The following is a 24,115-nucleotide window of genomic DNA, read 5'->3' on the forward strand; positions in this document are numbered from 1 at the left end:
GCATCAATCCACTCCAATGGTACTCTATCTATTTTAGATCAAGGACAAACAATGGAAGTGGCTTGGGTAATACTTGCTGGTGGGCTGGGATCTCGCATGGGAGGAGCAAACAAAGGTTTAGTGAAGCTGAACGATCAATTAATGGTGGATCATATTTACCAAAAGCTGATTAGGCATACCAACAATATTTATATCAATACCAACACCCAACAAGCACAATATCAACATTATGGGCCACTTATCGCTGATTTAACCAAGGCACAACTTGGTCCCTTAGGTGGAATGCAAGCGGCTTTAGAATCTCTCAATGAGAAGTGGGTAGGATTTATTCCTTGCGATGCACCGTTGATACCTTCAGATCTATTTGCACGGCTTGAGTTACACTGTAACGAGGATACTGATGTCATTGTCGTATCTATTGGCCAGCGAATACAACCTGTATTCTGCCTCATGCACCAGCGCGTAGCGCCCAAGCTCACTGATTATCTATTGCAAGGTAAAAGAAAAGCGCTAGATTTCATTCTCTCTCAACGGTATACCACCATAGATTTTCAACAAGATGGGTTTTTCAACATAAATACAGTTGAAGAGCTGAAGAACATAGAAGCAGAAATTAAAAAAGGTATAAACGACCTTTAATCTCAATATATTTGGTATTTCGGTGTCTAGGTAACTCCAACGCGCCTACTGTTTCTTTGTCTTAGCTGCATTCTCCTTTTGCATCTGAATGTAGCTCCCAAGATGCATCGAGGCTGGCTTGCCACGTAAAAAGTACGGTATTTCGCTGACAGGTCTCGGTTTCGATGAGCTTTGCATGCGGACATACAACGTCCGGAACATGTTACGCGCAACGGCTCGACATATCTTATCGATAAAACGAGCCAACCCTTTCGCTAAACCACTCTTTATTAATAAGCCAATGTGGCTTAATAGGATAAAAGCACCAATAGACCAATGTACTTCAATCATAACGCTATAAACCTCAATAAATCATTCCAACACTAAATGCTCTGCATGTCATGCAATCACTCAAGCAATGAAACTAAATTTACCTTTTAGTGCACCTATATGTCACCACGACAGATGTAACAAAGTAGGAACAACAATGTAACGCGATACCATTTATGAAATCTTATTTGTCAATTTTGATTACTTGGTATTTTAGGGCGGATCGTATTGTGGCTAAATCAAAACACAGTAAGAATGCAAATTGACCACTACTAAAAAGGTCTAATATTCAGAAACTTAAAATTCATTTACAAAATATAACCTTACTTTTCTTCAGTAAGAAGAACTGCCATTGTCTGCTAAAATGCGTTGCCAAGCGGAAAAAGGGAGCAGCTAATCGCCGCCAAGGTTATTTCTTTTACGATACAATTGACACACCTTGTTACACGAGCACAACAAATGCACATCGTTGCAATTTTTAAGCAATCTGGATAGACCATTTCTGGGTAAGCCTTAAGGTAAACTACATAACAGTTGATTAATGTAGGTTTATTAAATAGATGTTTTTACGCCCTTATTACACCCAACAAGGCAATGATTGGCAGTTTACTCGCCAAGAAGCAAGCAACTTTGCGAAACATATAGCAGGAGACTTTAACCCCATTCATGATGAAGACGCCAAACGGTTTTGTGTACCGGGTGATTTACTCTTCGCGATGGTTTTAAGTCATCATGGTTTACATAGTAAAATGAAATTCTCTTTTTCAGGGATGGTAACGGAAAAACAGCAGTTACATATACGAAACGAGGATAGTCAAAAGTTATTCTTAGAAGACCGCGAAGGTAAAGCGTATCTCGATGTTCAATACGAAGGAGAAGTCACTCAGTCGGTTGAGCAAATAGAACAAGTGACAAAACAGTATGTGCGCTTTTCAGGAATGAACTTCCCCCACATCATGGTACCGCTGATGCGCAGCGCAAAGGCGATGATTAACCCGGATCGGCCGCTTGTTATCTATGAGAGCATGGAGGTTGAGTTTATCACGCTCGACTTTACCTCGACTGAAGTAGAGTTAACGCAATCAGATATACAAGTTGATGGGCGACGTGGATGTGTGGTGCTTGGGTTTCGCTTTACTGAAAATGGTAAAGAAGTAGGTCATGGTAAAAAGGTGTTACGCATGAGCGGGCTTAAGCCATTTTGTGAGCAAGCGGTTTCGGATCTTGTCGACGAGTTTAATCGTCGAAAATCTAGTTACCTTGCGAACGTTGAATAACCATTATTGCCGGGGCACTCCCCGGCTGCAATGGCTTGCTACCGATCAACCTTAGTCCTTCTGGCTTAGCATGGTGGCGTATATTCAACGACAATTTCAGAACCTTGTGTATAGACATTCTTGATCTCTCCTTCAATAAAGAATCGATTCTTGAGTATTCTCGGTGCACCATCTGCTGTAGGTTGATACGCGGGTAGCACCATTGCTGGATTAATACACATCAACTCACAAAAACGCGTCACGAATCCTAAAGTTAAAGGCTCACTGCCTTTAATCAGGTTAGCAAAATCAACTTGTGGCATGCCTAGTCTTTTCGCCATTTCCATCTGTGTCATACGCATTTTGGCCTTTTGGGCCATCCATATATCATACAATGCCGCTCTATCCTGCTGAGTAAAATGCATTACCATACTCTCCTACTTCTTCACACTATGCTTATCTCATCATTATTGATGACACTTATAGGTTAACCTGCTCTATTTCTTACATTGTCAATTCAGCGTGAAAGATATCAGCCAAATTAAGATAATTTTTCCTCGCATGAGAGTGGTGCATTTTGGTAAAATGGTCGGTCGAATTTTGATGTAAGAGAGTATGCATGTCTGACCAACGCCGTAAAGCACTTAAAAAAATTGCTAAATGTCTTGAGCTTGGTAACTCTGCCAATGTTAATGAAGCTGCGCAAGCCATTAAAATGGCGCATCGGCTTATGCTCAAATACGGCCTAGATAAAGAAGATATTGATCTAATTAAAATGGGTAAAACCATTTCTCAAACCCTTCTTCCTGCTGATGTCAGCAATCAAATTCTGAAGATCATTCGCGGTATAAACCGAAAATTTGGTGTTGAATGCGTACTCACCAATCATAAGGGACTGAAAAAGGCAGAGTTTATTGGCGTTGCTGAAAGGGCGATATTTGCAGCGTTCGCCTTCGATATCGTATACAGGGAAATGAACCAGCAAACCGGACAGTTTCGCAACAGTTTTGCCGGCTCAGGCACAGATAACGTAACGGTAACACGCCGCGTTAACTCATTTGTCGCAGGCTGGTTGGAAGGTGCTTTAGAGAAGCTTCCCGAACTTTGTGGTAAAGATGATCACGATTCAAAAATCAAAAGTTACATTGACCGTGAGTTTGAAAACATTGACCGCGAAACTTTTAAACAACAATTAAAAGAAGCCATGGCTGCAATGACCGAAGACTACGAAAAGGGCATGAAAAAAGGCCGCACTATCCGTATTAACCAACCCGTGGGCGGCGGACATAGCCCTGAATCAACTAAACGTTTAACAAACTAACGCCTCTTCAATTGAAAGATTAGAGTCCGCAGCGATCTGCACGACAGCCTAGTAGATTGCTGGCGTGCTTAGGTTATGTTGTTATTAGGTACGCTAATTTATTTTAGTGTTTTATTTTCAATAACATTAGTTATAGTGCGCTAGGGTGGCGTTTTTCCTCGATTCGCGTTACCAAAGTTGCTAGTATCAAACCAAACACATACGACCCGAATGCCTAATGATTGGAATATTACGTAAACTCCAAGTTTCACATGCCCAACCGATTAACTACACACTAACGTTTGGTGACAATGCAGTTGCTCTCAACCCCTATATTGGTAAAAACATTTCCTTTCGTCATACTGGAAAAATACACTGTATCGCGTGTGGCAACCGTACCAAAAAAAGCTACTCTCAGGGTCATTGCTATACGTGCATGCGAACCCTCGCCTGTTGTGACATGTGTATTCTCAAACCAGAAACATGCCATCATGCAAATGGCACATGTAGAGAGCCTGAATGGGGACAACAATTTTGTATGAGCCCTCATTTTGTCTATCTTGCTAATACATCAGGCGCAAAGGTAGGCATCACTCGCCATACTCAAATTCCAACTCGTTGGATAGATCAAGGTGCAACACAAGCCTTACCGATACTCAAAGTTCAGAGCCGCCTTTTATCGGGCCTAGTGGAAGTAATCTTAGGTAAGCATATCGCTGATAAAACTAACTGGCGAGCCATGCTTAAAGGTGGAAGTGCACCACTAGATCTACGTGAAATAAAACACCATCTTTTGGAGCTTGAAAAGGACAACCTAGCGCAATTACAAGAGCAATATGGTGACCAAGCTATAACATTTATTGATGATATTGAGACAACGTTAGACTACCCCGTTATCACCTACCCCGAAAAAATCAGTTCACATAACTTAGATAAGAATCCAATTCTTGAGGGCACACTGCTGGGGATAAAAGGGCAATACCTAATCTTAGATAGCGCTGTTATTAATATTCGAAAATATAGTGGCTACGAGATTGAATGGATTGAATAACATTCAAACAATAGCATCTAATATTTCACTTCAATACCGCCTTCCGTTGCGATTTGCATGATTTGTTCATCAGTATCAAGCTTAAGTGACCAATCGACACCATTTCCCCGAGCCGCGATGACTCGTGCAGGACCAAAAAGGCTGATACTTTCGTTGTCAGCCTTTAGTGTTAACTGACTATCATCGGCTATCCGAATTACAACTTCGTGAGCAAGCACATAGATGACGCCGCGGCTAAACGTTATTTTCATTACCCTGCCTTTTTATTGTGGCGTACCACCATGGTCAGGCGGCAAATACAAATTGTACCGCCTGATTCATCGCTAATATCAATGCCCCACACCTGAGTCTGCTTGCCAAGGTGTAAGGGTTCTGCTTTGGCAAATACTCGCCCATTTCGAGCCGACTTCACGTGATTAGCATTAATATCAAGCCCTAAACAATAGCTCCCTTCTGGAACGGCTAAATTGGCAGCCAGCGAACCAACAGACTCCGCTAACGCGACAGAAGCGCCACCATGCAACAATCCAAGAGGCTGATGTACTTTTGGACCTATCGGCATGCTTGCTGTCAATGAACGGTCTGTAAAGTCAACGAACTCTATTCCTAATGTCTCCATCAAAGTATCTTTATTGAGTGCATTCAATGATGTTAAACACATCTTTCTTTGCCAGATTGTCACAAAAACCTCTCCATAAAAAAATTAACTGGCGATACTATACTCGTTGATGCTAAGCATTCAAAATCAGGCTAGACTAAAAATCACTTTGTTAAGCATTTGGAGAAATAGATGAACAGAGGGCGTTCTATCAGGATGACAAAATCCCCTTTCCGCTTTCATTACTGCAAACTGGCTGTTATTAGCAGCGTCCTATTGGCGGGATGTGCTCAATCACCAACAGGACGAGATCAAATACTGATGTTCTCGACAAATGAAATGTCTCAGTTAGGAAGTCAGTCATTCGAGCAACTCAAACAACAAGAACGAATCTCAACCGACAAAGCCGTCAATCAATATGTTCAATGTGTCGCCAACTCAATTACCAATATCGTCGGTACTCGCCCTGGCTTTGAACAATGGGAGGTTGTGGTCTTTGATAGTGAGCAGGTAAATGCCTTTGCTTTGCCCGGCGGCAAAATTGGTGTTTATACTGGCTTACTTAATGTCACTAAAACAGAAGATCAGCTCGCCAGTGTTATTGGTCACGAAATTGGCCACGTATTAGCTAACCATAGCAATGAAAGGCTATCACGTAGCCAATTGGCGGGCTTAGGTTTACAAGTCGCCAGTGTGGCGGTGCAAGGTTCCGGCTATGGTGAATATCATGATCTAACCATGGCTGGACTCGGGCTTGGCGTTCAATATGGCGTACTAATGCCTTATGGCCGTTCGCAAGAATCTGAGTCGGACATTATTGGTGTTCAACTAATGAATCAAGCTGGCTACGATCCCAACGCCAGTATCGAGCTATGGAAGAACATGGCCAAAATCAGTGGAGAACAGCCTCCCGAGTTTTTATCTACCCACCCATCCCACAATACCCGAATAGGGGAGCTCAGCGAAGAAATTAATCGTTTACCCAGCAATCAAGTCTCTAAGCCCAATTGCAAAAGACCATAAAAAAAGCAGCACAAATGTGCTGCTTTTTCATCGTGTTAATCGAGCCTATTGTGGCATTTCATAAGAAAATCCCGGTGTAAATGCCTCTACACGACGGTTTTGTGCGCGTCCTTCATCTGTTTCATTTGACGCAATAGGTTGTTCTTCTCCACGCCCCTCTATGAATACTCGCTCTTTTGTGATGTTAAAGCGTTCTTTCAAGTATTCTGCCACAGTGGCTGCACGTTCCTCTGATAATGTTTGATTATACTCCACTGAACCACTGGAATCTGTATGCCCAATAACATAAAGTTCTGATTCAGGGTATTCATTTAATCGGGTGACAATTGGCGCTAGCTTGACTAGATCTGCATCAGTTAGCGTGCCGCTATCAAACTCAAAATAAAGATTCTGTGTTAGTGGCTCTACCTCGATAACAACAGGATCTAATGGCATTGGTTCAGGCTCTGGCTCTGGCTCTGGCAACACTACAGGAACGGGCGCTGCGGCACCAAAATTATAGACCAACCCAAGGCCCCAGAAGTGAACATTTGATTCTTCAAGATCATCGTAATACTGGTACTCTACGCGTGCAGAAAGCGCTTTATTAAAGTAGTACTCCAAACCCGCCCCAACGGTAGGTGCCCAGCCATTATCGCCTGTATCTGTTGGCTCTCCAGACAATTCATTATCATAACGAAATGCACCAGCCTTACCGAACAAATCCAACTTATCTGTTAGGCCATAAGATAACTTACCCAACAAGTCGATACCATCAGCTTCCCATGTTCTTCCTTCCGACAATTTCCCCTTTCCTAAATAGGTGTAACCACCTTCGAAAGCAAAATATGGGGTGAAGTTATAACCCAAAAATGCACCTCCGGCGACACTATTTCTATCATCAAAAGAAAATACGTTATCGTACTTTGCGTCTGTATAGTGGGCATTACCTATCCTAGCCCCAGCATAAAATGGCTGATCTTGAGCCGCAGTGACCGAAAATGCCATTAATGTTGTCAAAGAAAACACACTCAATTTTTTATTCATATCCAACTTCCTTATATTGCCACTACTAAAAGTGATTACCATGCAACCATAAGCCCCAAATATACTCCGAGCAAATACCAACTCATCACATGCTAAACAATATGCATTATAATGCTAAATTGGTAACTTTCGTATTATAAATCTGCGTTTTATGATTTACACCGCGTTAACATCGCGCACTTTGTATGTGAAAAGCGCATAAAATGAGCGCAGCATAGGCTAGTTATAATTAGAAAAGGTATATAAGACGCGGGATAAGTCGCTAAAGGGCTATTGATTAATCGTTTGAAAATAAAGAAAAAAGCTAGAAAAAGTTCAACAAATTAATATCGATTTGTTAATAAAGCTGTGGTATATTGCTCGCGCTTTTTGCTTATTAAGTAAAAGCTAAGCGTCGATTAGTTATTAGTGCTAGCACTGACATCATAGGCTATCCTGAACGGGTTCTTAGGGGTAAGATGTTTGTTCATTTCGTCAATGATGATCTAATCGGCGCTAACCTTCTCAGAAACCCAGCCAATCTACGCACTTTTATCGCGGTTGAACAAAGCCTCAATTGGTTCGAATAAATAGAAGTGATTGTGAAGCCCCTTTTATTCACTCACCATGTTACTTTAGCTTATGTATTACTTGATTTGAGCTTCCTCGCCACAGAAGATTGGCGTCGAACCTGTCTTGCTCAAACTTACCATCAATCATTACATCCACATGATTAATCACGGCGCGCTGTTCGGCAGAAAGATCAGAGAGTAAATATCCACTCCATAACCAAATGTCCTTACCTTCACACTCTTGCTTAACACGTTGCACCAATTTCAGTACCGCTGGTAAGTTCTCGGGGTGCAATGGGTCACCCCCCGACAGCGATAAGCCACGCCGTTTTATCCGTTGGTCATTAAGGTCGGCTATAATTTGATCTTCTAACGCTTGGGTAAACACATGCCCAGCGTCGAGGCGCCAAGTTGCTTGGTTGTAACAACCACGGCATTGATGAACACATCCAGAGACAAACAGAGTACAACGTGTGCCTGGACCATTGACGACATCAACCGGATAGTATTTTTGATAATGCATAGTTTGTTCTCTTCGCCTGTACAAACAAAAAGCAGGTGAAATCACCTGCTTTCAGTTTACTCAATTACCATGACAGTTACATATGTTTCACACGACGAATAACTTCTTCTTGTTTACCTGAGTTGAACGGACGAGAATCTGGTGAACCAAGGTAACCACAAACACGACGAGTTACCGAGACTTTTTTAGGGTCGTGGTTGCCACAGCTCGGACAAGTAAAGCCTTTGCTAGTACAGTCAAATTCACCGGTAAAACCACACTCGTAACACTCATCGATTGGCGTATTAGTGCCATAATAAGGCACACGAGAATAAGAGTAATCCCATACGTCTTCTAACGCTTCAACATTGTGTTGCATGTTAGGGTATTCGCCATAACAGATAAAACCACCATTAGCCAACTCAGGGTACGGCATTTCAAAGTCAATTTTATCGTACGGATTAACCGCTTTCTCAACATCCAAGTGGAAGCTGTTAGTGTAGTAACCTTTTTCTGTTACGTTATCAATCACACCAAACTCTTTAGTATCCAAAGAGCAGAAACGCGTGCAGAGGTTTTCTGACGGAGTACTGTAAAGGCTGTAACCCCACCCAGACTCTTCTTTCCACGCATCAACCGCTTTCTTCAAATGTGCGACAATCGCGATGCCTTTTTGGCGCAGTTCTTCGCTGTCGTAAATGTGCTCACCAACTTGCCCATACAATGCATTGATTGTTTCATGGATACCGATGTAGCCCATTGAAATAGAAGCGCGACCGTTTTTGAAAATATCGATCACTTCATCATCAGGGTTAAGACGTACACCCAGTGCGCCTTCGGTATACAAGATTGGCGCAACACGCGCTTTAACACCACGTAAACGCTCAATGCGTGTATCGAGTGCTATCTTAACAAGTTGGGTGCGCTCATCAAGCAGCTCGAAGAATCGCGCCTCACAGCCCTTCGCTTCGATAGCAATGCGAGGTAGATTTAAGCTGACTACACCTAAGTTGTTGCGCCCTTCATGGATCTCTTTACCGTTTTCGTCGGTCCATTTGCCAAGGAAACTACGGCAACCCATCGGTGCTTTAAATGACCCTGTCACTTCTACCACTTTATCGTAGTTCAAAATGTCTGGGTACATTCGCTTCGTTGCACACTCAAGGGCTAACTGCTTAATATCGTAGTTCGGGTCAGATGGTTTATGGTTAACCCCATCACGAATAGAAAACAGGAGTTTAGGAAATACCGCTGTTTTCTTATTCTTACCCAAGCCTTTAATTCTATTTTGGAAAATAGATTTTTGAATTAACTTAGATTCCCACGAAGTCCCTAAGCCAATACCAATACTAAGGAAAGGTGTTTGTCCGTTCGAGCTAAACAGTGTATTGATTTCATACTCGAGTGATTGAAACGCGTCATACACTTCCTTCTCGGTCAACGTCTTGGCGTACGCCTCTGGATCCGCAACACCCCACTCTTCCGCCGTAGCCAAATGCTTATTGTGGCTAGCAGTTACGTACGGAGCCAATACTTCATCAAGACGGTTTAACGTTGTTCCGCCATAAGTATGGCTTGCCACCTGCGCGACAATCTGTGCGGTGACTGCTGTCGCAGTTTGGATTGATTTCGGCGTATCAATCTCTGCATTACCCATACGAAAGCCGTTAGTTAACATATTCTCAAGGTCAACAATCATACAGTTGAACATTGGGAAAAACGGCGAGTAGTCTAGGTCATGATAATGAATATCGCCTCTCTGGTGTGCCATCACAACATCGCGAGGCAAAATATACTTATTCGCATAGTGCTTCGCAACAATGCCTGCCAGAAGGTCACGCTGAGTCGGGATAACCTTACTGTCTTTATTGGCATTCTCGTTTAATAGGCTTGCATTGCTCTGTTCGATCAGTCCGCGAATATCGTTGTTGAGCTGACTTTTTTTATCGCGGGCAATGTCTCGATCATGGCGGTATTCGATATACGCACGAGCAACCGCCTTATGCGGGCCTTCCATCAAGATATTCTCTACAGCATCTTGAATTTGGTGAATCTCGACTTCCTCTGCATGCTCGAACTGCGTAAAAGCGGTGTGAGCAACATCCAATGCATAATTGCTGTCCATAATTTCGACAGTTTCTGCCGCGCTGAGTACCGCTTGTTGAATGCGCGCGATATCAAAAGAGACTCGACATCCATCTCGTTTAATCACTACAGGTTTCACTGAAGGCTCCTTAGTTATTATCATGACACTGTCACCGAAACACTAAATGTAGGCATCAACAACAGGTGGAATACAATATGTGGTGTATTAAGCGAGAATTCAGCGTAAGAAACATTGATCTGGATCAGGGTTTAATAAAGATAGATTGCCCAACGAGCGATATCCTTCACATCGTCAAATGCAAGCCAATTTTGTGACGTTCATCCCAGTGGATGTCAACCAAAATAATGCCATAAAGTGCAGTTTTTTAGATTGACTTTGCACTAAATAATGCCGTGAATTGAGTCACAATGAGACGCGAATTTCGTTGCCATTCACCCCCCAAATAGATCACTCTCAAACATCAGAACGGAAAAATCATCAAGGTAAAGTTAATGCTTCGTTGCGGCACATCTCTTCTGTTACTTTTTTGCATCAGTTGGCATGCGCTGGCATGGAGCAACAACACACTCACGATTGTTAGTTGGAACTTGCAATGGATGTCGCTAAAACAAGACAAAGTGATCAGGGAGCCACGAGACTACCAAAAATTTTCTCAACTCATCACGGACCTCAACCCTGATATCTTTGCTTTTCAAGAAGTGGATTCAATAGAGGCGATATACAAGATCTTGCCAAATTCGAGTTATGATGTCTTGCTATCAGGCCGTGACGCGCCTAATAGCGGCCGCTCCCAGCAATATACAGGCTTTGCAGTACGTAATACCCTCTCTTATACAGTAAAGCCAGCTTTAACGTCTCTCGCCCCTAATCAGCGCCTACGGTACGGAACGGTCATTACTCTGAGTGGGCGTAGAGGCACGCCATTAACTATCATGAATGTCCACCTTAAGTCTGGTTGCTTCGAAGAGTTTAACCACAAAATAGAAAATAAGGGAAAGAGAAAAAGCTGTGTGACGTTATCTGAACAGTTTTCCTCACTGAAAGAGTGGGTTTCTGCCCACAGCGACAGCCAAGGTCACTACATGGTTATTGGCGACTTTAATCACCGATTAGCCACCAGCAAGAGTTATCACCAATGGGCATCTTTTGATGCCTCTCCCACCCTGGTTACTGGCAAGCTGAACGCCAGTTGTTATGCAAAAAACAGACGCGGTGGCTACAACCGCTACGACGAACTCATCGATCATGCTATCACCGACCCTGCACTCGCTGCTGCCATTCAGACAAGGGGCTCTGTCATGCAAATTCAACTGTCGCTCAAAGAGCTAAAACAATTTACATTATCAGATCACTGTCCAATCATGATAAGAGTGCCTTACGCTGAGTTTTAGGTCATATTATCGTGTAAATACTATATCGTTCTAAGCGCAAATCTATGCGGTGTTAACGCTTTTACTACGAGGATCAACAGTAAAACACCAGAAACCGCCAGCCCAATCCCGATACCGGCCCATATCCCCGCCAAACCCCAACTCTGTTTAAGCATCCATGCCGCAGGAAGGCCGAATATCCAATAACCAATCGCTGTTAAGCCTGTCGGCGCAAAAACAATCTTCATACCTCGTAGAATATTCAAAGCTAATAGCTGCCAAGCATCTACAACAAAACAGAGTGCCACCACCACCAAAACAGATACCAACAGCTCCGCCATACCACTACCAGCATGGTCTAATTCGAAGATAGCGACGATAATCTCTGGCCACACAATAAACACACCGCTCAACACCAAGCTAAGTAGTGACACCGTAATGAAAGCGCGTTTCGCCAACGCTTGAATCCCATCAAGATCACGTTCACCAAAAGAGCGCCCTACTAAAATGGCGGTGGCCTGAGAAAAACCAAAATTGATATTGTAGGTAAAGCTAAGACATTGCAGTAATATCTGATGCAAAGCGAGCGCTGAAACACTGATCATACCTGCCATTAATGTTCCACCATAGATCAATCCCATTTCTAGCATCGTTGCCAGCGCAATAGGAACGCCTAGCTTTAAGACTGGCGCAATTAAAGACATTTGATACTCGTGAAAACCGTTAAATGGTGAATAATGGCGATAACGAGGCTTTAAAAATATCCACGTCGCATAACCACCTAAAACAACAAAGGCCGCTACCGCTGTGCCAAGCCCTAATCCAGCCAGTCTCAAATCAAGTGTAAAGGCCAAAATATAGCTAATCGGAACGTTCAATACTACGGTAACGATCGACATTACCATAATCGATCGAACATCGCCTAATGCACTGGTCAGCCCTCGCAGCACCAACAGAAGAAGTGTGGGTAGCATCGCCCATTTAAGCGTACTAACGTAATCCATAGCAAGTTCTACTATGTCAGCAGGTTGATTCGCTAAAGCTAACATGCTGGGCAAAAAGGGAAAGAGTCCACTCAGTAATAGAGTAAACATAAACGACAGTAACACGCCCCCTTTTACTGCACGGCGTATCTGTTCTTCGCCATATTCAACACGGGTTGCTTTTTGCCCATAAGCAATCGCCATTAAGTTCGCGACACTACCCACGACACTACCCGCTATCACGAAAATAAAAGTATATACCGACGCGCCAAGCCCACCAGCAGCAAGCTCCTCAATACTTAAACGGGACATAAGCCAAACATCGGTTAGCACCAATAGCTGAGCAACCAACTGAGAAATAATCAGAGGAAATGACAAAGAAAGTAAGGTTTTCATAAACGAGACATCAAAATTAACCTGTATTAGCAGTAAAAATACGAGATATCTCACTCGTATTCAATTGACTAATATGTCACGATGACATTCCTTAAACTCATGCGATAAAACAATGGCCCCTTATACTCTACTTCCTCATTCTCATAACGGGCTAAAAGTCTTTGAAGCTGTTGGCCGTCACCTCAGTTTTACACGGGCAGCAAACGAACTCAACATTACCCAAAGTGCTGTTAGTCGTCAGGTGAAACAACTGGAAGAACAACTAAATATTACTTTAATTACAAGAAATTATCGTAGCATTACGTTAACCACGCAAGGGCTACAATTACTTGAAGTATTATCTACGTCCTATCATGCGATAGAGCACACTATTTCCCTTTGGCATCAACAACCACAATCCCTTACGATCCGAGCTGCTACCACTTTTGCTACACGTAACCTCATCCCAAAGTTGCATGAGTTAAATGCGTTATTCCCACAGCATGAAATCATTATTATCCCTATTATGGATGAGGAGCTATCTTCTCCCCCCCGCGATGACTATGACTTATTGATCTTCAATACGCGGTCAGCACACAAATATCGCAACCAAGCAAATGTTACTCCGTTACGCTCCGAGTTTATGGCACCCGTTTATTCAGCCAATCTACAACTTACCGATCACACGCTCGCTACCATTCACTCATTACATCGCATCCATGCCACGCTCGACCACCAAGATTGGAAAAGTTGGATAAACCATCATCGCGACATAACAGCGCACCCTTGCCAGCAAACCACGTTTTCAACGTTAGATATGGCACTAAACGCGAGCTTGGCAGGACTCGGCGTCACCGTCACTGACTTACTGCTGGTACTTACCGAGCTCGAACAAGGCTTCTTACTCTGCCCTAATGGCGTTGCTATTCAACACAGTCAATGGCAATACATGGCTCATACGCCGCACAATAATGCTGCAGTAAAACGCCTGTTGGAGTGGGTAATCCAACAAATCCACCTTGATAGCCAACGGCTACATCACCTTGCTAACCAGAATAATTGGCAATTGTTGTAATAAATCGTTAGCTGTTAATGGAAATGTCATATTAGCGTCATACAATTTCTCTGAAAATTGTCATGGAGTTTCAAAATATTATGTTTAAAAAAACAGCCGCCTTGTTCTATTTAACAATGGCGCTTAGCTTTAATCTCGCGGCCGCCCCTAAAACCGTATCAATATCCGGCTCTACTTCTGTTAGCCGAATTATGGACGCCCTTGCTGAAACCTTTAATAAGCGACAAAGTGACATCTTTATTGCCGTACACGGTACAGGTTCATCAGCAGGGATCACTGCGGTTAAAAATGGTGCCACTGAGCTTGGCATGAGTTCGCGCTTTTTGAAGGATGAAGAAGCATCGCCGAACCTTAAACTCGTCGAAATCGCGCATGATGCTATTGCAATGGTCGTTCACCCTTCGAACCCGATCAATAATCTGACAGCAGAGCACGCAAATGCGATATACAAACGTCAGATCACTGATTGGTCCGAGCTGGGAGATGAACCTAGCTCAGCTATCGCCGCTGTTAGTCGAGAAAATGCATCAGGCACACGCTTTTCGTTCGAAAGCAACCTTGATTTACTGCAAGTCATCAATGGCATCACTGTGTCAGGTATTAATAACGAAGTATTGATTGCCAACTCTAATAGTATGGTGAAAACGATCGTCAACCATAACCCTCATGCTATTGGTTATATCTCATTGGGTAGCGTCGACAATTCAATAAAGGCGGTAAGCTTTAACGGTATAGCACCAACCTTAGCGCATATTCATGACAATAAATATAACCTAACTCGCCCTTTTCTTATCATGTACAAAGATGGCGAATTGAGCACGGAAGCGCGGCAATTTATTCAATTTATTTTATCAGAAGATGGCCAAGATATCGTCGAAGCATTCGGTTACTTACCAATAAAGCAACCCTCCTAGTAAATAATAAAAAGGGCGCTAATCACGCCCTTTTATATACTATGTTGACTATTTTGGGAATGATACAGGAAAACGAGGGTCACCTCCCCATTGCACCCACGAGCCATCAAACACTGATAGCTGTCGATAACCCGCAATATACGCGCCGAGTGCCAAAATACATGCGGTAACCCCAGAGCCACAAGTAAAGATTAACCTCTCTTCACGGTCTGCCACCGCTTTAAAACGTAACGCCAATTTGTCTTCTGAAAGAAAATGCCCATCTTTAACCAATTGAACAAAAGGCAAGTTCTTAGAATATGGAATATGACCACGTCTCACACCACGGCGTGGCTCTGGGGCGCGTCCATAAAAGCGCTCCGATGAGCGTGCATCCAAAATTACGGTATGAGGATTCTCTTTTGTTCGATTGAGCTCTTCAGCATCAATAATCCACGTTGCTTGCAATTGTGCTTGATAGATACACGATGAAACGATGTTACCCTCGACACCATGCGCGGTTTCACCACCAGCATCAATCCATGCGGGTAAACCGCCATCAAGTACGGCAACATCTCGATGCCCCATCGCCTTAAACATCCACCACACTCTCGGTGCAGAAAATAGACCTTGTCCATCGTAGATTACAATTCGTTTTGAGTTGCATATCCCCATATCACCAACTTGCTGGCTGAACTGCTCTACTGTTGGCATCATATGCGGTAACGAAGAAGTTGCGTCCATTATTGTGGCATCAAAATCGAAGTAGCGTGCTCCGGGTATATGCGCTTTTTCAAACTGCGCTTTCCCCTCTAACTCACTACCTGGCAAATACCAAGTAGCATCTAAAATAACCAAGTTTGGATCACAAATATTCGTTGCTAACCACTCAACGCTAACTAATGGAGAAAATACTTCAACTTCAGGCATGTCACTTCCTTTTGACAACTCAAATCTAGATAGACTATCCCTTCTCAGCTGGAATAGTCATTCTTTCTAAAACTATTGAGATAAAACATACTCTCAAAAGCAAATTAGTTATAACATACTAAAAAATATAGAAAAGTGCATCTTTCATGTTTAATGCATTTAAAATGCTCGATGTTGCTCAAGGAATGCCCATGAATATCAACCGACCCTTACTCGCCGTAGCCCTGCTATTTAGTACTACCGTATCTGCGTCTAATATGGGTAGCATCGCTTTCATCCATGATAACGATGGAATCGCCGGAACTGATCGCCATTACTCTGCTGGCATGTTCTTCGAGTTTTATTCCGCGTCTAGTCGCTATCTTGCTATAGATGCTCCCCCCCTCATCCAATACCCAGCAAAGTGGCTATTGAACGAAGGGTATCAGCAAGGCTGGTCATTTCGTCTTTCTCAGAGTATATGGACGCCTTCCGATATTGAACTCGAGCAACCTCAACCGAATGAGCGCCCTTATGCTGGCACCCTACTTCTCGGTGGTCAAATTTATCAGTACACGAACAACTTTAGCGAAAAATTCCAACTTGAAGCAGGGGTTGTTGGACCAGCAGCACTCACCAAGTATGGCCAACGTTGGCTCCACGACTTAATTGGTTCAGACAGCCCTAATGGCTGGGATTATCAAGTTAACAATCGCGGCCTATTCCAGTTGGGTTATGAACGCCAACATGCCTTACAAACTCACTCATACCTGAATGGTCTCGACAGTGAGTTTAGTCTCCAAGGGCGAGCGCAAATGGGTAATTTTCGCTCTGAAATAGCCAGCGGTGGCGTGTGGCGACTAGGTTCGCCTCTGGGGCAATCGTTTGGAGCCGTAAGTTTTGTACCTGGACGTCATGTCGAATCGGGTTTATTTGCCACTAGCCGACAAGGCTGGTTTATCTATAGCGGTATAGAGATGCGCTACCGCCTCTATGACGTCACCTTGAGTAGCGATCGACCAGAGCCTATCTACCCCGTGACTCTTCAGCGTCCACAAGCCAGCATGATAACAGGAGCTACGTATTATCAACCGAGGTGGGGTGCAAGCTTGTCGTTTATTACAACAACCAAAACTTTTAGCGAAGATAGGCATACGTTTTCTCACTATGGTTCACTAAATATGTTTTGGCGTGTCTAACCTTTGCCTTAGCCCATACATATGCGCTCACAGAAAAAGTACGGCATACCGCGCACTACTAATACAAAAAAGGAGGCTTAAGCCTCCTTTCTCACCTCAATTAGAATCAATCATCCTCTAACTCAACCAGTTTGGTTGAGCCACCATGATACTTCTCTCGACGTCGCTGTACAAAAGCAAAGAAGCCAGGAATTAACATGGTTCCCGCCAATAGTACAAACAGTAAGCCGCCGGTCAATGAGATGCCCAATGAATTCTGGCTCGCACTACCCGCTCCAGAGGCAAAAATTAGCGGCACGATACCAAAAATAAACGACCACGAGGTCATGTTTACCGCTCGAAAACGTAATTTGCCGCCTCGAACTGCAGCCTCATCAATCGAGTACTCAGCCTCTTCCCGTTCATTCTTCGCAAACTCAACAATAAGAATGGCGTTCTTAGCTGCGATAGCAATCAGTATTACCAACCCTATCTGCGCGTACAGGTTCAACTCCGTACCCGTTAATTGCATCGCAACAAATGACCCCAATGTAGCCAACGGAACAACCAGAATAATTGCCAATGGAATGGTCCAACTCTCGTACTGCGCCACTAAGAACAAGTAAATAAATACCAGTGCCAAGGCAAACGCAATAATTGCCTGATTACCAGCCAATTTCTCTTGATAAGCCAGACCCGTCCACTCATATTGATAGCCATTTGGAAGTAGCTCTGCTGCCACGCGTTCCATCGCGGCAATCGCATCTCCTGATGAATAACCCGGCGCAGCTGTGCCGTTAATCACTACAGAGCGGAACATGTTGTAACGCCAAGCCACATCAGGTTCAAACACTTCTTGTACTGCCACCATAGTGCTTAGAGGGATCATATCCCCTGTACTTGCGCTGCGTACATGGAAGCGTTGCAAATCGTCAATACTTCCTCTTGCCCAGTCTTCTGCTTGCATCGTGACCCTAAAGCTCTTACCGAATAGGGTAAAGTCGTTAATGTATTGCCCGCCGAGGTTACTTGACAGTGTCGCGAAGACATCGGTTAGAGGTACTCCTAACTGCTTGGCCTTAACACGATCAATATCAAGGTAGTAATGCGGCACGTTCGCTCTAAAAGTAGTGAACGCAGCCACGATCTCTGGTTGTGCGGAAGCCGCCGCGATCAGTTCGTTTGATAGTGCAGCCATGTCACTACGTGAACGGCCTTGCGTATCTTGGAGCACGAACTCGAAACCAGATGTCGCCCCCATGCCCGGTACAGCAGGAGGGCCAATGGCAAACACTGAAGCTTCGAGTAGTGTTGTGGCCGCTGCTATGTTGATCCGCTGGGCAATAGCGTTCGCACTGTGGTCACCGTCTAACCCTAATCGCGTATCCCAATCTTTTAATTTAATAAACAGTGATGCCCCATTCGATTGTGCAGCTCCCGTCAAAAACGCAAAGCCATTTGCGATCGTCATGTTTTCGACGCCAGGCTCTGAATTAATGATCTTCTCGAGTTTTTCTGTCACCTCTATCGTACGTGTTAGCGTAGACGAATCAGGTAACTGCACGTTTACCGCCAAAATCCCCTTATCTTCCTGAGGAACAAAACCAGAAGACGTATTCTTAGCCAGCCAAGACACAGACACAACGGCAATGGCAAACACTGTAAGCAACACGGCGGTTTTTCTTACTAAGAAGCCCGCTAGCTTACCGTAGCGATCCGTCACTTTATCAAGGCCGCGGTTAAATACTTTAAACCAGCCAGCATCCGTCGCCCCACGCTTTAACACGAGTGAACACAATGCAGGAGACAGCGTCAGTGCGTTTATCGAAGAGAGACAAACGGAAATACAGATCGTCAACGCAAACTGCCGATACATGATACCGGTAATACCCGGCAACAATGAAACGGGAATAAATACCGCCAACAACACCAGTGTGGAAGTAATGATTGGCCCTGTTACCTCTTTCATTGCCCGCAAAGTTGCTTGAGCCGGGGTCACCGTGGGATCTTTATGCATAATGGTATCGACGTTTTCAATCACCAATATTGCATCATCTACCACGATACCAATCGCCAAAATAAGACCAAAAAGCGTAATGGTATTGATAGTAAACCCAGTAATGCTCATGAACGCAAAGGTACCAATCAGCGAAACTGGAATGGCAATAACCGGAATTAGCGTTGAGCGTACATTACCTAAAAACAGGTATGTCACTGCAATGACCAAAAAGATGGCTTGGCCTAACGTAATTAGAACCCCTTTAATCGACTCGCTAACAAACGTTGTCGTGTCGTAACTGGTTTCGTAATTCATCCCTGCTGGCATCTGAGTCTTTAATTCCGCAAGACGTTCCATCACCAAGCGTCCAGACTCTAATGCGTTCGCATCGGATTGCAGCGTTAAGATCAATATGCTGGCTGGAGAGCTATTAAAAATACCGTTAGCCGTGTAAAAACGTTTACCGAGTTCAACCCGAGCGACATCTTTTACTTGTATCATCGAGCCATCATTATTTGCTCTAATAACAATATTCTCGAACTCTTCAACAGTTTCTAATCGCCCTTTAGTAACAAGATTGAACTGAACATCACGTACATCTCGCGATGGAGCGGCTCCAACGGTGCCAGTTGCAACCTGAACATTCTGCTCTTGCAACGCATTGCTCACATCTGTGGTTGTTAATCCGAGCTGTGCTAGCTTATCGGGATCAACCCAAATTCGCATTGCAAACTCACCACCACCAACAACCGATACGTCACTAATGCCTTTAATGCGAGAGAGGCTATCCGTCACATTAATATTTAAATAGTTATTTAAATATTGCTCGTCGTATACGCCATTTTCATCATATACGTTCAATACCATGAGAATATCCGGTGATTGCTTTTTCACCGTGACACCAATATTACGCACATCTTGAGGCAATTTAGCTGTCACCGATTGAACTCGGTTTTGCACGTTGACTTGCGCCTGATCTGGGTCAGTACCAATATCGAAGGTGACGCTCAAACTATAAGAGCCGTCATTGGCACTTTTCGAAGACATATACAGCATGTTTTCGACACCATTAATGGCAGATTCAAGAGGCTCTGCGACTGCTTCTTCGACTGTTTCTGCGCTCGCACCAGAATAGAACGCAGATACGCTAACTGATGGTGGACTAACTTGCGGATACTCTGTTACAGGTAGGCTTAAAAAACTGATAATACCTGCTAGAGAGATAACGATAGAGATGACTAGCGCAAATTTGGGACGCTGAATAAAGAACCGACTTATCATAATAGATTACTCTTTCTCGCCCAGTTGAACGTTAACTTCAACACCAGGCTTCACACGCTGCAGGCCAGATGTTAAGACTTGAGCCCCTTCCTCAATACCTTTAACAATAACATCGGTACCAATGTCACCACCCATCGTTACACCATAACGCTCAACCACGTTATCGTCATTCACCACCATAACGTAAGAGCCACCAACATCACTTTGCACCGATAAGCGTGGCACGGTAATAACACCAACCGTCTCCACCATTTGCAACGTGACATCAGCATACTGACCCGGTAACAAGATTCCTTTATCATTCGGGAACTCAGCTCTCATCTCCAATGTCCCCGTCGCTCGATCAATTCGGTTTGAAACAGAAATGATCTTACCTGTCTCTGAGTACTGCTCCCCTTGAAAGCTCAACAGTGCGATAACCCCACCGTCTGATGACTTCGGGTTTTCAATACTTTTTGAATATTGAAAAACTTCCCTTTCGCTGATAGAAAACTGTACATCGATAGGGTCGATACTCACTAGGGTCGCCAAAGGCCCTGATGAGGGCGCAATCAAATCGCCAATACTGGCTGACGAGCGGCTAATTCGTCCACTAATTGGTGCCGTAATCTGGGTGTATTGAAGATTCAACTCCGCAGCTTGTAATGACGCTTTAGCCACTTTCACTTGCGATGCAGCTTGACTACGGGTGGCGGTAATACCATCGTACTCAGAACGACTGATACTTCCTTTCGGTAATAACTCTTTGGCACGTTCAGCATTCACCTGTGCCAAATTTAAGGCTGACTCTGCTTGTGCCAACGACGCTTTCGCTGCGGCAACTTGCGTATTGTAAATAGCGGGATCTAGTTGGAAAAGCAATTGCCCCTTCTCAACATTATCGCCTTCTTTAAAGTGACGAGATTGCAAATACCCCGACACCTGCGCTGAGATGGTGACATCTTCTTTCGCTTCCAAGCGACCAGAATAAACTTCATTAGGCGTATACTGAACTAACTCTGCACTGGCTGCAGAAACGTTGAGTACTGGTAATTGTTGACTTTGTTGAGCTTCACCACACCCAAATAAAAATAGGCTGCTCACAACCCCAATTGAAAGTTTTGAATATTTCACTAAGAACCCTTTCTACGATAAAGTAACGTTACAATATTGCTCGGAACAGTAGATACATCGCCAACAGAACACAATATCAATACAGATTAATCACTCTCGTTAATACTTTAGCATCAATGAATTAACATACAAATAGCGACGCACACATTCAGGGAAGTAATTTATGCAAGAGAACGTCTTTATCGGTGTAATGACCGGTACCAGTTTAGATGGCATTGATTTAGTCATTGCAGCAATCACTACCGACTCCTTTGCGATCAAACACACAACAAACGAACAATACCCCAAGGCCCTACGCCAAAGGCTTCAACGCCTTATCACCTCGGGCTCTACTTCCCTATCTGAACTTGGACAATGCGAACACTTACTGGGTAGATTCTACGGTGAAAAGATTAACGCATGGTTAACAAGATTAGAGTTTCCACATTCTCTTATCACTGCCATTGGTAATCACGGTCAAACGATCTGGCACGAGCCTGAGTCCGAAACACCGTTTACAATGCAGATCGGTGACAACAGTTTAGTAGCAGCGATGACGGGTATTCCTGTCGTAGGCGACCTTCGTCGCATGGACATGGCCTATGGCGGACAAGGTGCACCGCTCGTGCCTGCATTCCACGAAAAGATCTTTCACCCTGGCAATACCGACACAACCGTTGTGGTAAATATTGGTGGCATTGGCAATGTATCGATACTGCAGCCTCATCAAGCGCCCCTCGGTTTTGATACTGGCCCCGGCAATACCCTCGTTGATATCTGGGTACAACACCATTTTGGCCAGCCCTATGACAAAGATGGCGCTCTCGCCAAGCAAGGAAAGGTTAATGAAGCGCTACTTTCTCAATTACTAACCGATCCTTATTTTGTGAAACCTGCACCGAAAAGCACTGGCAGAGAGTACTTCAACCAACATTGGTTAAAGGATCACCTCTGTCAGCTGCCACATACGCCGTCAAAACTCGATGTCTTGACAACTCTTTGTCAACTCACAGCAACGACCATTGCCGACGCTGTACCTAGCGATACATCGACTGTTATTGTATGCGGCGGAGGCGTGCACAACCCCGTTATAATGGAAATGTTGGCGTACTGCCTTCCGACAATTAATGTGGTCAGCTCGGCGCATTTAGGTGTCGACCCTGACTATGTAGAAGCTGCTGCATTCGCTTGGCTAGCGCACCAGCGCATCAATCAATTACCTGGTAACTGCAAAGCGGTCACTGGTGCAACGCAACCAGCCATACTTGGCGCCATCTATCAGCCATAATCAATTAACAATACTGGAGCAAATAATGGGACCTGTTTTAATCGACATCGACGGCACCCAACTAACGGACGAAGACCGCACACTGCTTAATCACCCCAATGTTGCTGGTGTCATCCTCTTTACTCGTAACTATCAGGATAGAGAGCAGTTACTGCGTCTGACCGAAGAGATCCGTCAGTGCAAAACAACACCGACACTCATTTGCGTTGATCAAGAAGGCGGTAGAGTACAGCGTTTTCGTGATGGCTTTAGCGCTATCCCTCCTGCAGGCGCCTATCGTCAGCATTCAAACGGAAAAGAAATAGCCCAGTCTGCCGGTTGGGTTATGGCAACAGAGCTACTCGCCGCAGGGGTCGATTTTAGTTTTGCACCGGTACTCGATATTGGTGAACAGTGTGCCGCTATTGGCAATCGTGCTTTTGGCCTTACGGTTGAAGAAGTACAACAATATGCTGGTGCCTTTATCTCGGGGATGAAGAGCGCGGGAATGCCGACCACTGGTAAGCACTTTCCTGGACACGGCGGCGTACTGATTGACTCTCATCTCGCTACACCTTATGACCAACGAAATGACATATTAGAAACCGATATGCAGGTGTTTCAACAACTCATTGAGAATGACCAGCTTGATGCCATCATGCCTGCCCATGTTATTTATCCCGCCTACGACCCACAACCAGCGAGTGGCTCGTCTTTTTGGCTAAAGACAATTCTTCGAAATAGATTGGCATTTAAAGGCGTTATCTTTTCAGATGATCTAAACATGAAAGGCGCTGATGTGATGGGTTCTTATGCTGAAAGAGGCATGCAAGCATTAGCATCTGGGTGTGACGTCCTTTTACTGTGCAATAACCGAGAAGGATTGAAAGAATTACTAAACAACTTACCTATACAGCCTGCAAACAATAAGCTTGCCAAGCTATATATTGAAAACAAAACCGCCGCAGTTCAACAAATGGCAACACCAAAATGGAAAGAAGCAGTGCAAACCATCACTGCGCTATAAACCATCGTCTTCACATATGCACAACACTGCCCTTAGTCAGTCTTGTGCATATTCTTTTTCCTCCACTCCCTCACAACAACCACAACAGCGACGATAATAAACACCAAAATTAGCGCTAACTCCATACTCCCCCCCTCAATGTATTCATCTCATAAATACAGTAGCAAAGGAATAGTCAAATGACATTGCAAATCACACTATTTTTGTAAATTGAGCAATTTATGTGAATCAACACGCTGGATTCCATGAAAGTGCAGTACAAAATGCGATGTTTTGTGCACTTTAACACTGGCGTTCGCTTAGA

The 24,115-nt window shown here is 44.1% G+C and carries 22 protein-coding genes; 11 read left to right on the top strand and 11 right to left on the bottom strand.

The window, feature by feature from the left end:
• Nucleotides 1-51: 51 nt before the first annotated feature.
• Nucleotides 52-639: a molybdenum cofactor guanylyltransferase MobA gene (gene mobA / locus ACKLNH_RS13735; protein WP_413112833.1), complete on the top strand. Its 588-nt coding sequence runs from the start codon at nucleotides 52-54 to the stop codon at nucleotides 637-639.
• A gap of 45 nt (nucleotides 640-684) precedes the next feature.
• Here mobA and ACKLNH_RS13740 read toward each other — a convergent pair whose 3' ends face one another.
• Nucleotides 685-969: a hypothetical protein gene (locus ACKLNH_RS13740; RefSeq protein ID WP_413112834.1), complete on the bottom strand. Its 285-nt coding sequence runs from the start codon at nucleotides 967-969 to the stop codon at nucleotides 685-687.
• A 539-nt stretch (nucleotides 970-1,508) separates the two neighbouring features.
• Between ACKLNH_RS13740 and ACKLNH_RS13745 the strand changes: the two genes are divergently transcribed.
• Nucleotides 1,509-2,225 (top strand): DUF3581 family protein, encoded by a 717-nt coding sequence (locus ACKLNH_RS13745; RefSeq protein WP_413112835.1) that lies wholly within the window; start codon nucleotides 1,509-1,511, stop codon nucleotides 2,223-2,225.
• Nucleotides 2,226-2,290: 65 nt separating this feature from the next.
• Here ACKLNH_RS13745 and ACKLNH_RS13750 read toward each other — a convergent pair whose 3' ends face one another.
• The gene (locus ACKLNH_RS13750; protein ID WP_413112836.1) at nucleotides 2,291-2,629 is read right to left on the bottom strand and encodes an XRE family transcriptional regulator; all 339 of its coding nucleotides are present in this window, start codon (nucleotides 2,627-2,629) and stop codon (nucleotides 2,291-2,293) included.
• Between the two features lie 194 nt (nucleotides 2,630-2,823).
• Between ACKLNH_RS13750 and ACKLNH_RS13755 the strand changes: the two genes are divergently transcribed.
• On the top strand, nucleotides 2,824-3,525 hold the full coding sequence (locus ACKLNH_RS13755; protein WP_413112837.1) for a DUF2786 domain-containing protein: 702 nt from the start codon (nucleotides 2,824-2,826) through the stop codon (nucleotides 3,523-3,525).
• Between the two features lie 217 nt (nucleotides 3,526-3,742).
• Nucleotides 3,743-4,555 carry a DUF2797 domain-containing protein gene (locus ACKLNH_RS13760; protein ID WP_413112838.1) on the top strand — a complete coding sequence of 271 codons (813 nt, stop codon included), beginning with the start codon at nucleotides 3,743-3,745 and terminating at the stop codon, nucleotides 4,553-4,555.
• Nucleotides 4,556-4,572: 17 nt separating this feature from the next.
• Here ACKLNH_RS13760 and ACKLNH_RS13765 read toward each other — a convergent pair whose 3' ends face one another.
• Both ACKLNH_RS13765 and ACKLNH_RS13770 read right to left on the bottom strand, forming a co-directional pair.
• Complete coding sequence (locus tag ACKLNH_RS13765) at nucleotides 4,573-4,806, bottom strand: DUF3389 family protein (RefSeq protein ID WP_413112839.1); 234 nt, start codon at nucleotides 4,804-4,806, stop codon at nucleotides 4,573-4,575.
• Nucleotides 4,806-5,237, bottom strand: coding sequence for a hotdog fold thioesterase (locus tag ACKLNH_RS13770; RefSeq protein WP_413112840.1), 432 nt, complete (start codon nucleotides 5,235-5,237; stop codon nucleotides 4,806-4,808). The genes ACKLNH_RS13765 and ACKLNH_RS13770 overlap by 1 nt, the downstream gene beginning before the upstream one ends.
• 132 nt (nucleotides 5,238-5,369) lie before the next feature.
• Here ACKLNH_RS13770 and ACKLNH_RS13775 point away from each other — a divergent pair, with 132 nt between their 5' ends.
• A complete protein-coding gene (locus ACKLNH_RS13775; RefSeq protein WP_413112841.1) occupies nucleotides 5,370-6,176 on the top strand; it encodes a M48 family metallopeptidase in 807 nt (268 codons plus the stop codon).
• Between the two features lie 45 nt (nucleotides 6,177-6,221).
• Here the strand turns inward: ACKLNH_RS13775 and ACKLNH_RS13780 are convergent, their stop codons facing one another.
• The 3 genes from ACKLNH_RS13780 to nrdD all read right to left on the bottom strand — a co-directional run bounded on the left by ACKLNH_RS13780 (nucleotide 6,222) and on the right by nrdD (nucleotide 10,479).
• Nucleotides 6,222-7,202: an OmpA family protein gene (locus tag ACKLNH_RS13780; RefSeq protein WP_413112842.1), complete on the bottom strand. Its 981-nt coding sequence runs from the start codon at nucleotides 7,200-7,202 to the stop codon at nucleotides 6,222-6,224.
• A 609-nt stretch (nucleotides 7,203-7,811) separates the two neighbouring features.
• Nucleotides 7,812-8,276 carry an anaerobic ribonucleoside-triphosphate reductase-activating protein gene (gene nrdG / locus ACKLNH_RS13785; protein WP_413112843.1) on the bottom strand — a complete coding sequence of 155 codons (465 nt, stop codon included), beginning with the start codon at nucleotides 8,274-8,276 and terminating at the stop codon, nucleotides 7,812-7,814.
• Between the two features lie 76 nt (nucleotides 8,277-8,352).
• Nucleotides 8,353-10,479 carry an anaerobic ribonucleoside-triphosphate reductase gene (gene nrdD, locus ACKLNH_RS13790; RefSeq protein WP_413112844.1) on the bottom strand — a complete coding sequence of 709 codons (2,127 nt, stop codon included), beginning with the start codon at nucleotides 10,477-10,479 and terminating at the stop codon, nucleotides 8,353-8,355.
• 374 nt (nucleotides 10,480-10,853) lie between these two features.
• On the opposite strand from nrdD, the gene ACKLNH_RS13795 reads away from it, so the two are divergent.
• Entirely contained in the window at nucleotides 10,854-11,753 is a 900-nt protein-coding gene (locus ACKLNH_RS13795; RefSeq protein ID WP_413112845.1) for an endonuclease/exonuclease/phosphatase family protein, read from the top strand.
• 20 nt (nucleotides 11,754-11,773) lie between these two features.
• On the opposite strand, the gene ACKLNH_RS13800 is transcribed toward ACKLNH_RS13795, so the two are convergent.
• Nucleotides 11,774-13,111: an MATE family efflux transporter gene (locus ACKLNH_RS13800; RefSeq protein WP_413112846.1), complete on the bottom strand. Its 1,338-nt coding sequence runs from the start codon at nucleotides 13,109-13,111 to the stop codon at nucleotides 11,774-11,776.
• Between the two features lie 112 nt (nucleotides 13,112-13,223).
• On the opposite strand from ACKLNH_RS13800, the gene ACKLNH_RS13805 reads away from it, so the two are divergent.
• Both ACKLNH_RS13805 and ACKLNH_RS13810 read left to right on the top strand, forming a co-directional pair.
• Nucleotides 13,224-14,165, top strand: a complete 942-nt coding sequence (locus ACKLNH_RS13805) for a LysR family transcriptional regulator (protein ID WP_413112847.1) — start codon at nucleotides 13,224-13,226, stop codon at nucleotides 14,163-14,165.
• A gap of 80 nt (nucleotides 14,166-14,245) precedes the next feature.
• Nucleotides 14,246-15,079, top strand: coding sequence for a phosphate ABC transporter substrate-binding protein (locus ACKLNH_RS13810; protein WP_413112848.1), 834 nt, complete (start codon nucleotides 14,246-14,248; stop codon nucleotides 15,077-15,079).
• Nucleotides 15,080-15,127: 48 nt separating this feature from the next.
• Here ACKLNH_RS13810 and ACKLNH_RS13815 read toward each other — a convergent pair whose 3' ends face one another.
• Nucleotides 15,128-15,988 (bottom strand): sulfurtransferase, encoded by an 861-nt coding sequence (locus tag ACKLNH_RS13815; RefSeq protein WP_413112849.1) that lies wholly within the window; start codon nucleotides 15,986-15,988, stop codon nucleotides 15,128-15,130.
• A gap of 191 nt (nucleotides 15,989-16,179) precedes the next feature.
• Here ACKLNH_RS13815 and ACKLNH_RS13820 point away from each other — a divergent pair, with 191 nt between their 5' ends.
• On the top strand, nucleotides 16,180-17,166 hold the full coding sequence (locus tag ACKLNH_RS13820) for a lipid A deacylase LpxR family protein (RefSeq protein ID WP_413112850.1): 987 nt from the start codon (nucleotides 16,180-16,182) through the stop codon (nucleotides 17,164-17,166).
• 106 nt (nucleotides 17,167-17,272) lie between these two features.
• Here the strand turns inward: ACKLNH_RS13820 and ACKLNH_RS13825 are convergent, their stop codons facing one another.
• A complete protein-coding gene (locus ACKLNH_RS13825) occupies nucleotides 17,273-20,425 on the bottom strand; it encodes an efflux RND transporter permease subunit (protein ID WP_413112851.1) in 3,153 nt (1,050 codons plus the stop codon).
• Between the two features lie 6 nt (nucleotides 20,426-20,431).
• Complete coding sequence (locus tag ACKLNH_RS13830; protein ID WP_413112852.1) at nucleotides 20,432-21,538, bottom strand: efflux RND transporter periplasmic adaptor subunit; 1,107 nt, start codon at nucleotides 21,536-21,538, stop codon at nucleotides 20,432-20,434.
• Nucleotides 21,539-21,701: 163 nt separating this feature from the next.
• On the opposite strand from ACKLNH_RS13830, the gene ACKLNH_RS13835 reads away from it, so the two are divergent.
• Both ACKLNH_RS13835 and nagZ read left to right on the top strand, forming a co-directional pair.
• A complete protein-coding gene (locus ACKLNH_RS13835) occupies nucleotides 21,702-22,805 on the top strand; it encodes an anhydro-N-acetylmuramic acid kinase (RefSeq protein WP_413112853.1) in 1,104 nt (367 codons plus the stop codon).
• A gap of 25 nt (nucleotides 22,806-22,830) precedes the next feature.
• Complete coding sequence (nagZ, locus tag ACKLNH_RS13840) at nucleotides 22,831-23,811, top strand: beta-N-acetylhexosaminidase (protein ID WP_413112854.1); 981 nt, start codon at nucleotides 22,831-22,833, stop codon at nucleotides 23,809-23,811.
• Nucleotides 23,812-24,115: the final 304 nt, after the last annotated feature.

It is taken from the genome of Thaumasiovibrio clandestinus, assembly GCF_047250365.1.
In the GTDB taxonomy this organism is placed as follows: domain Bacteria; phylum Pseudomonadota; class Gammaproteobacteria; order Enterobacterales; family Vibrionaceae; genus Thaumasiovibrio.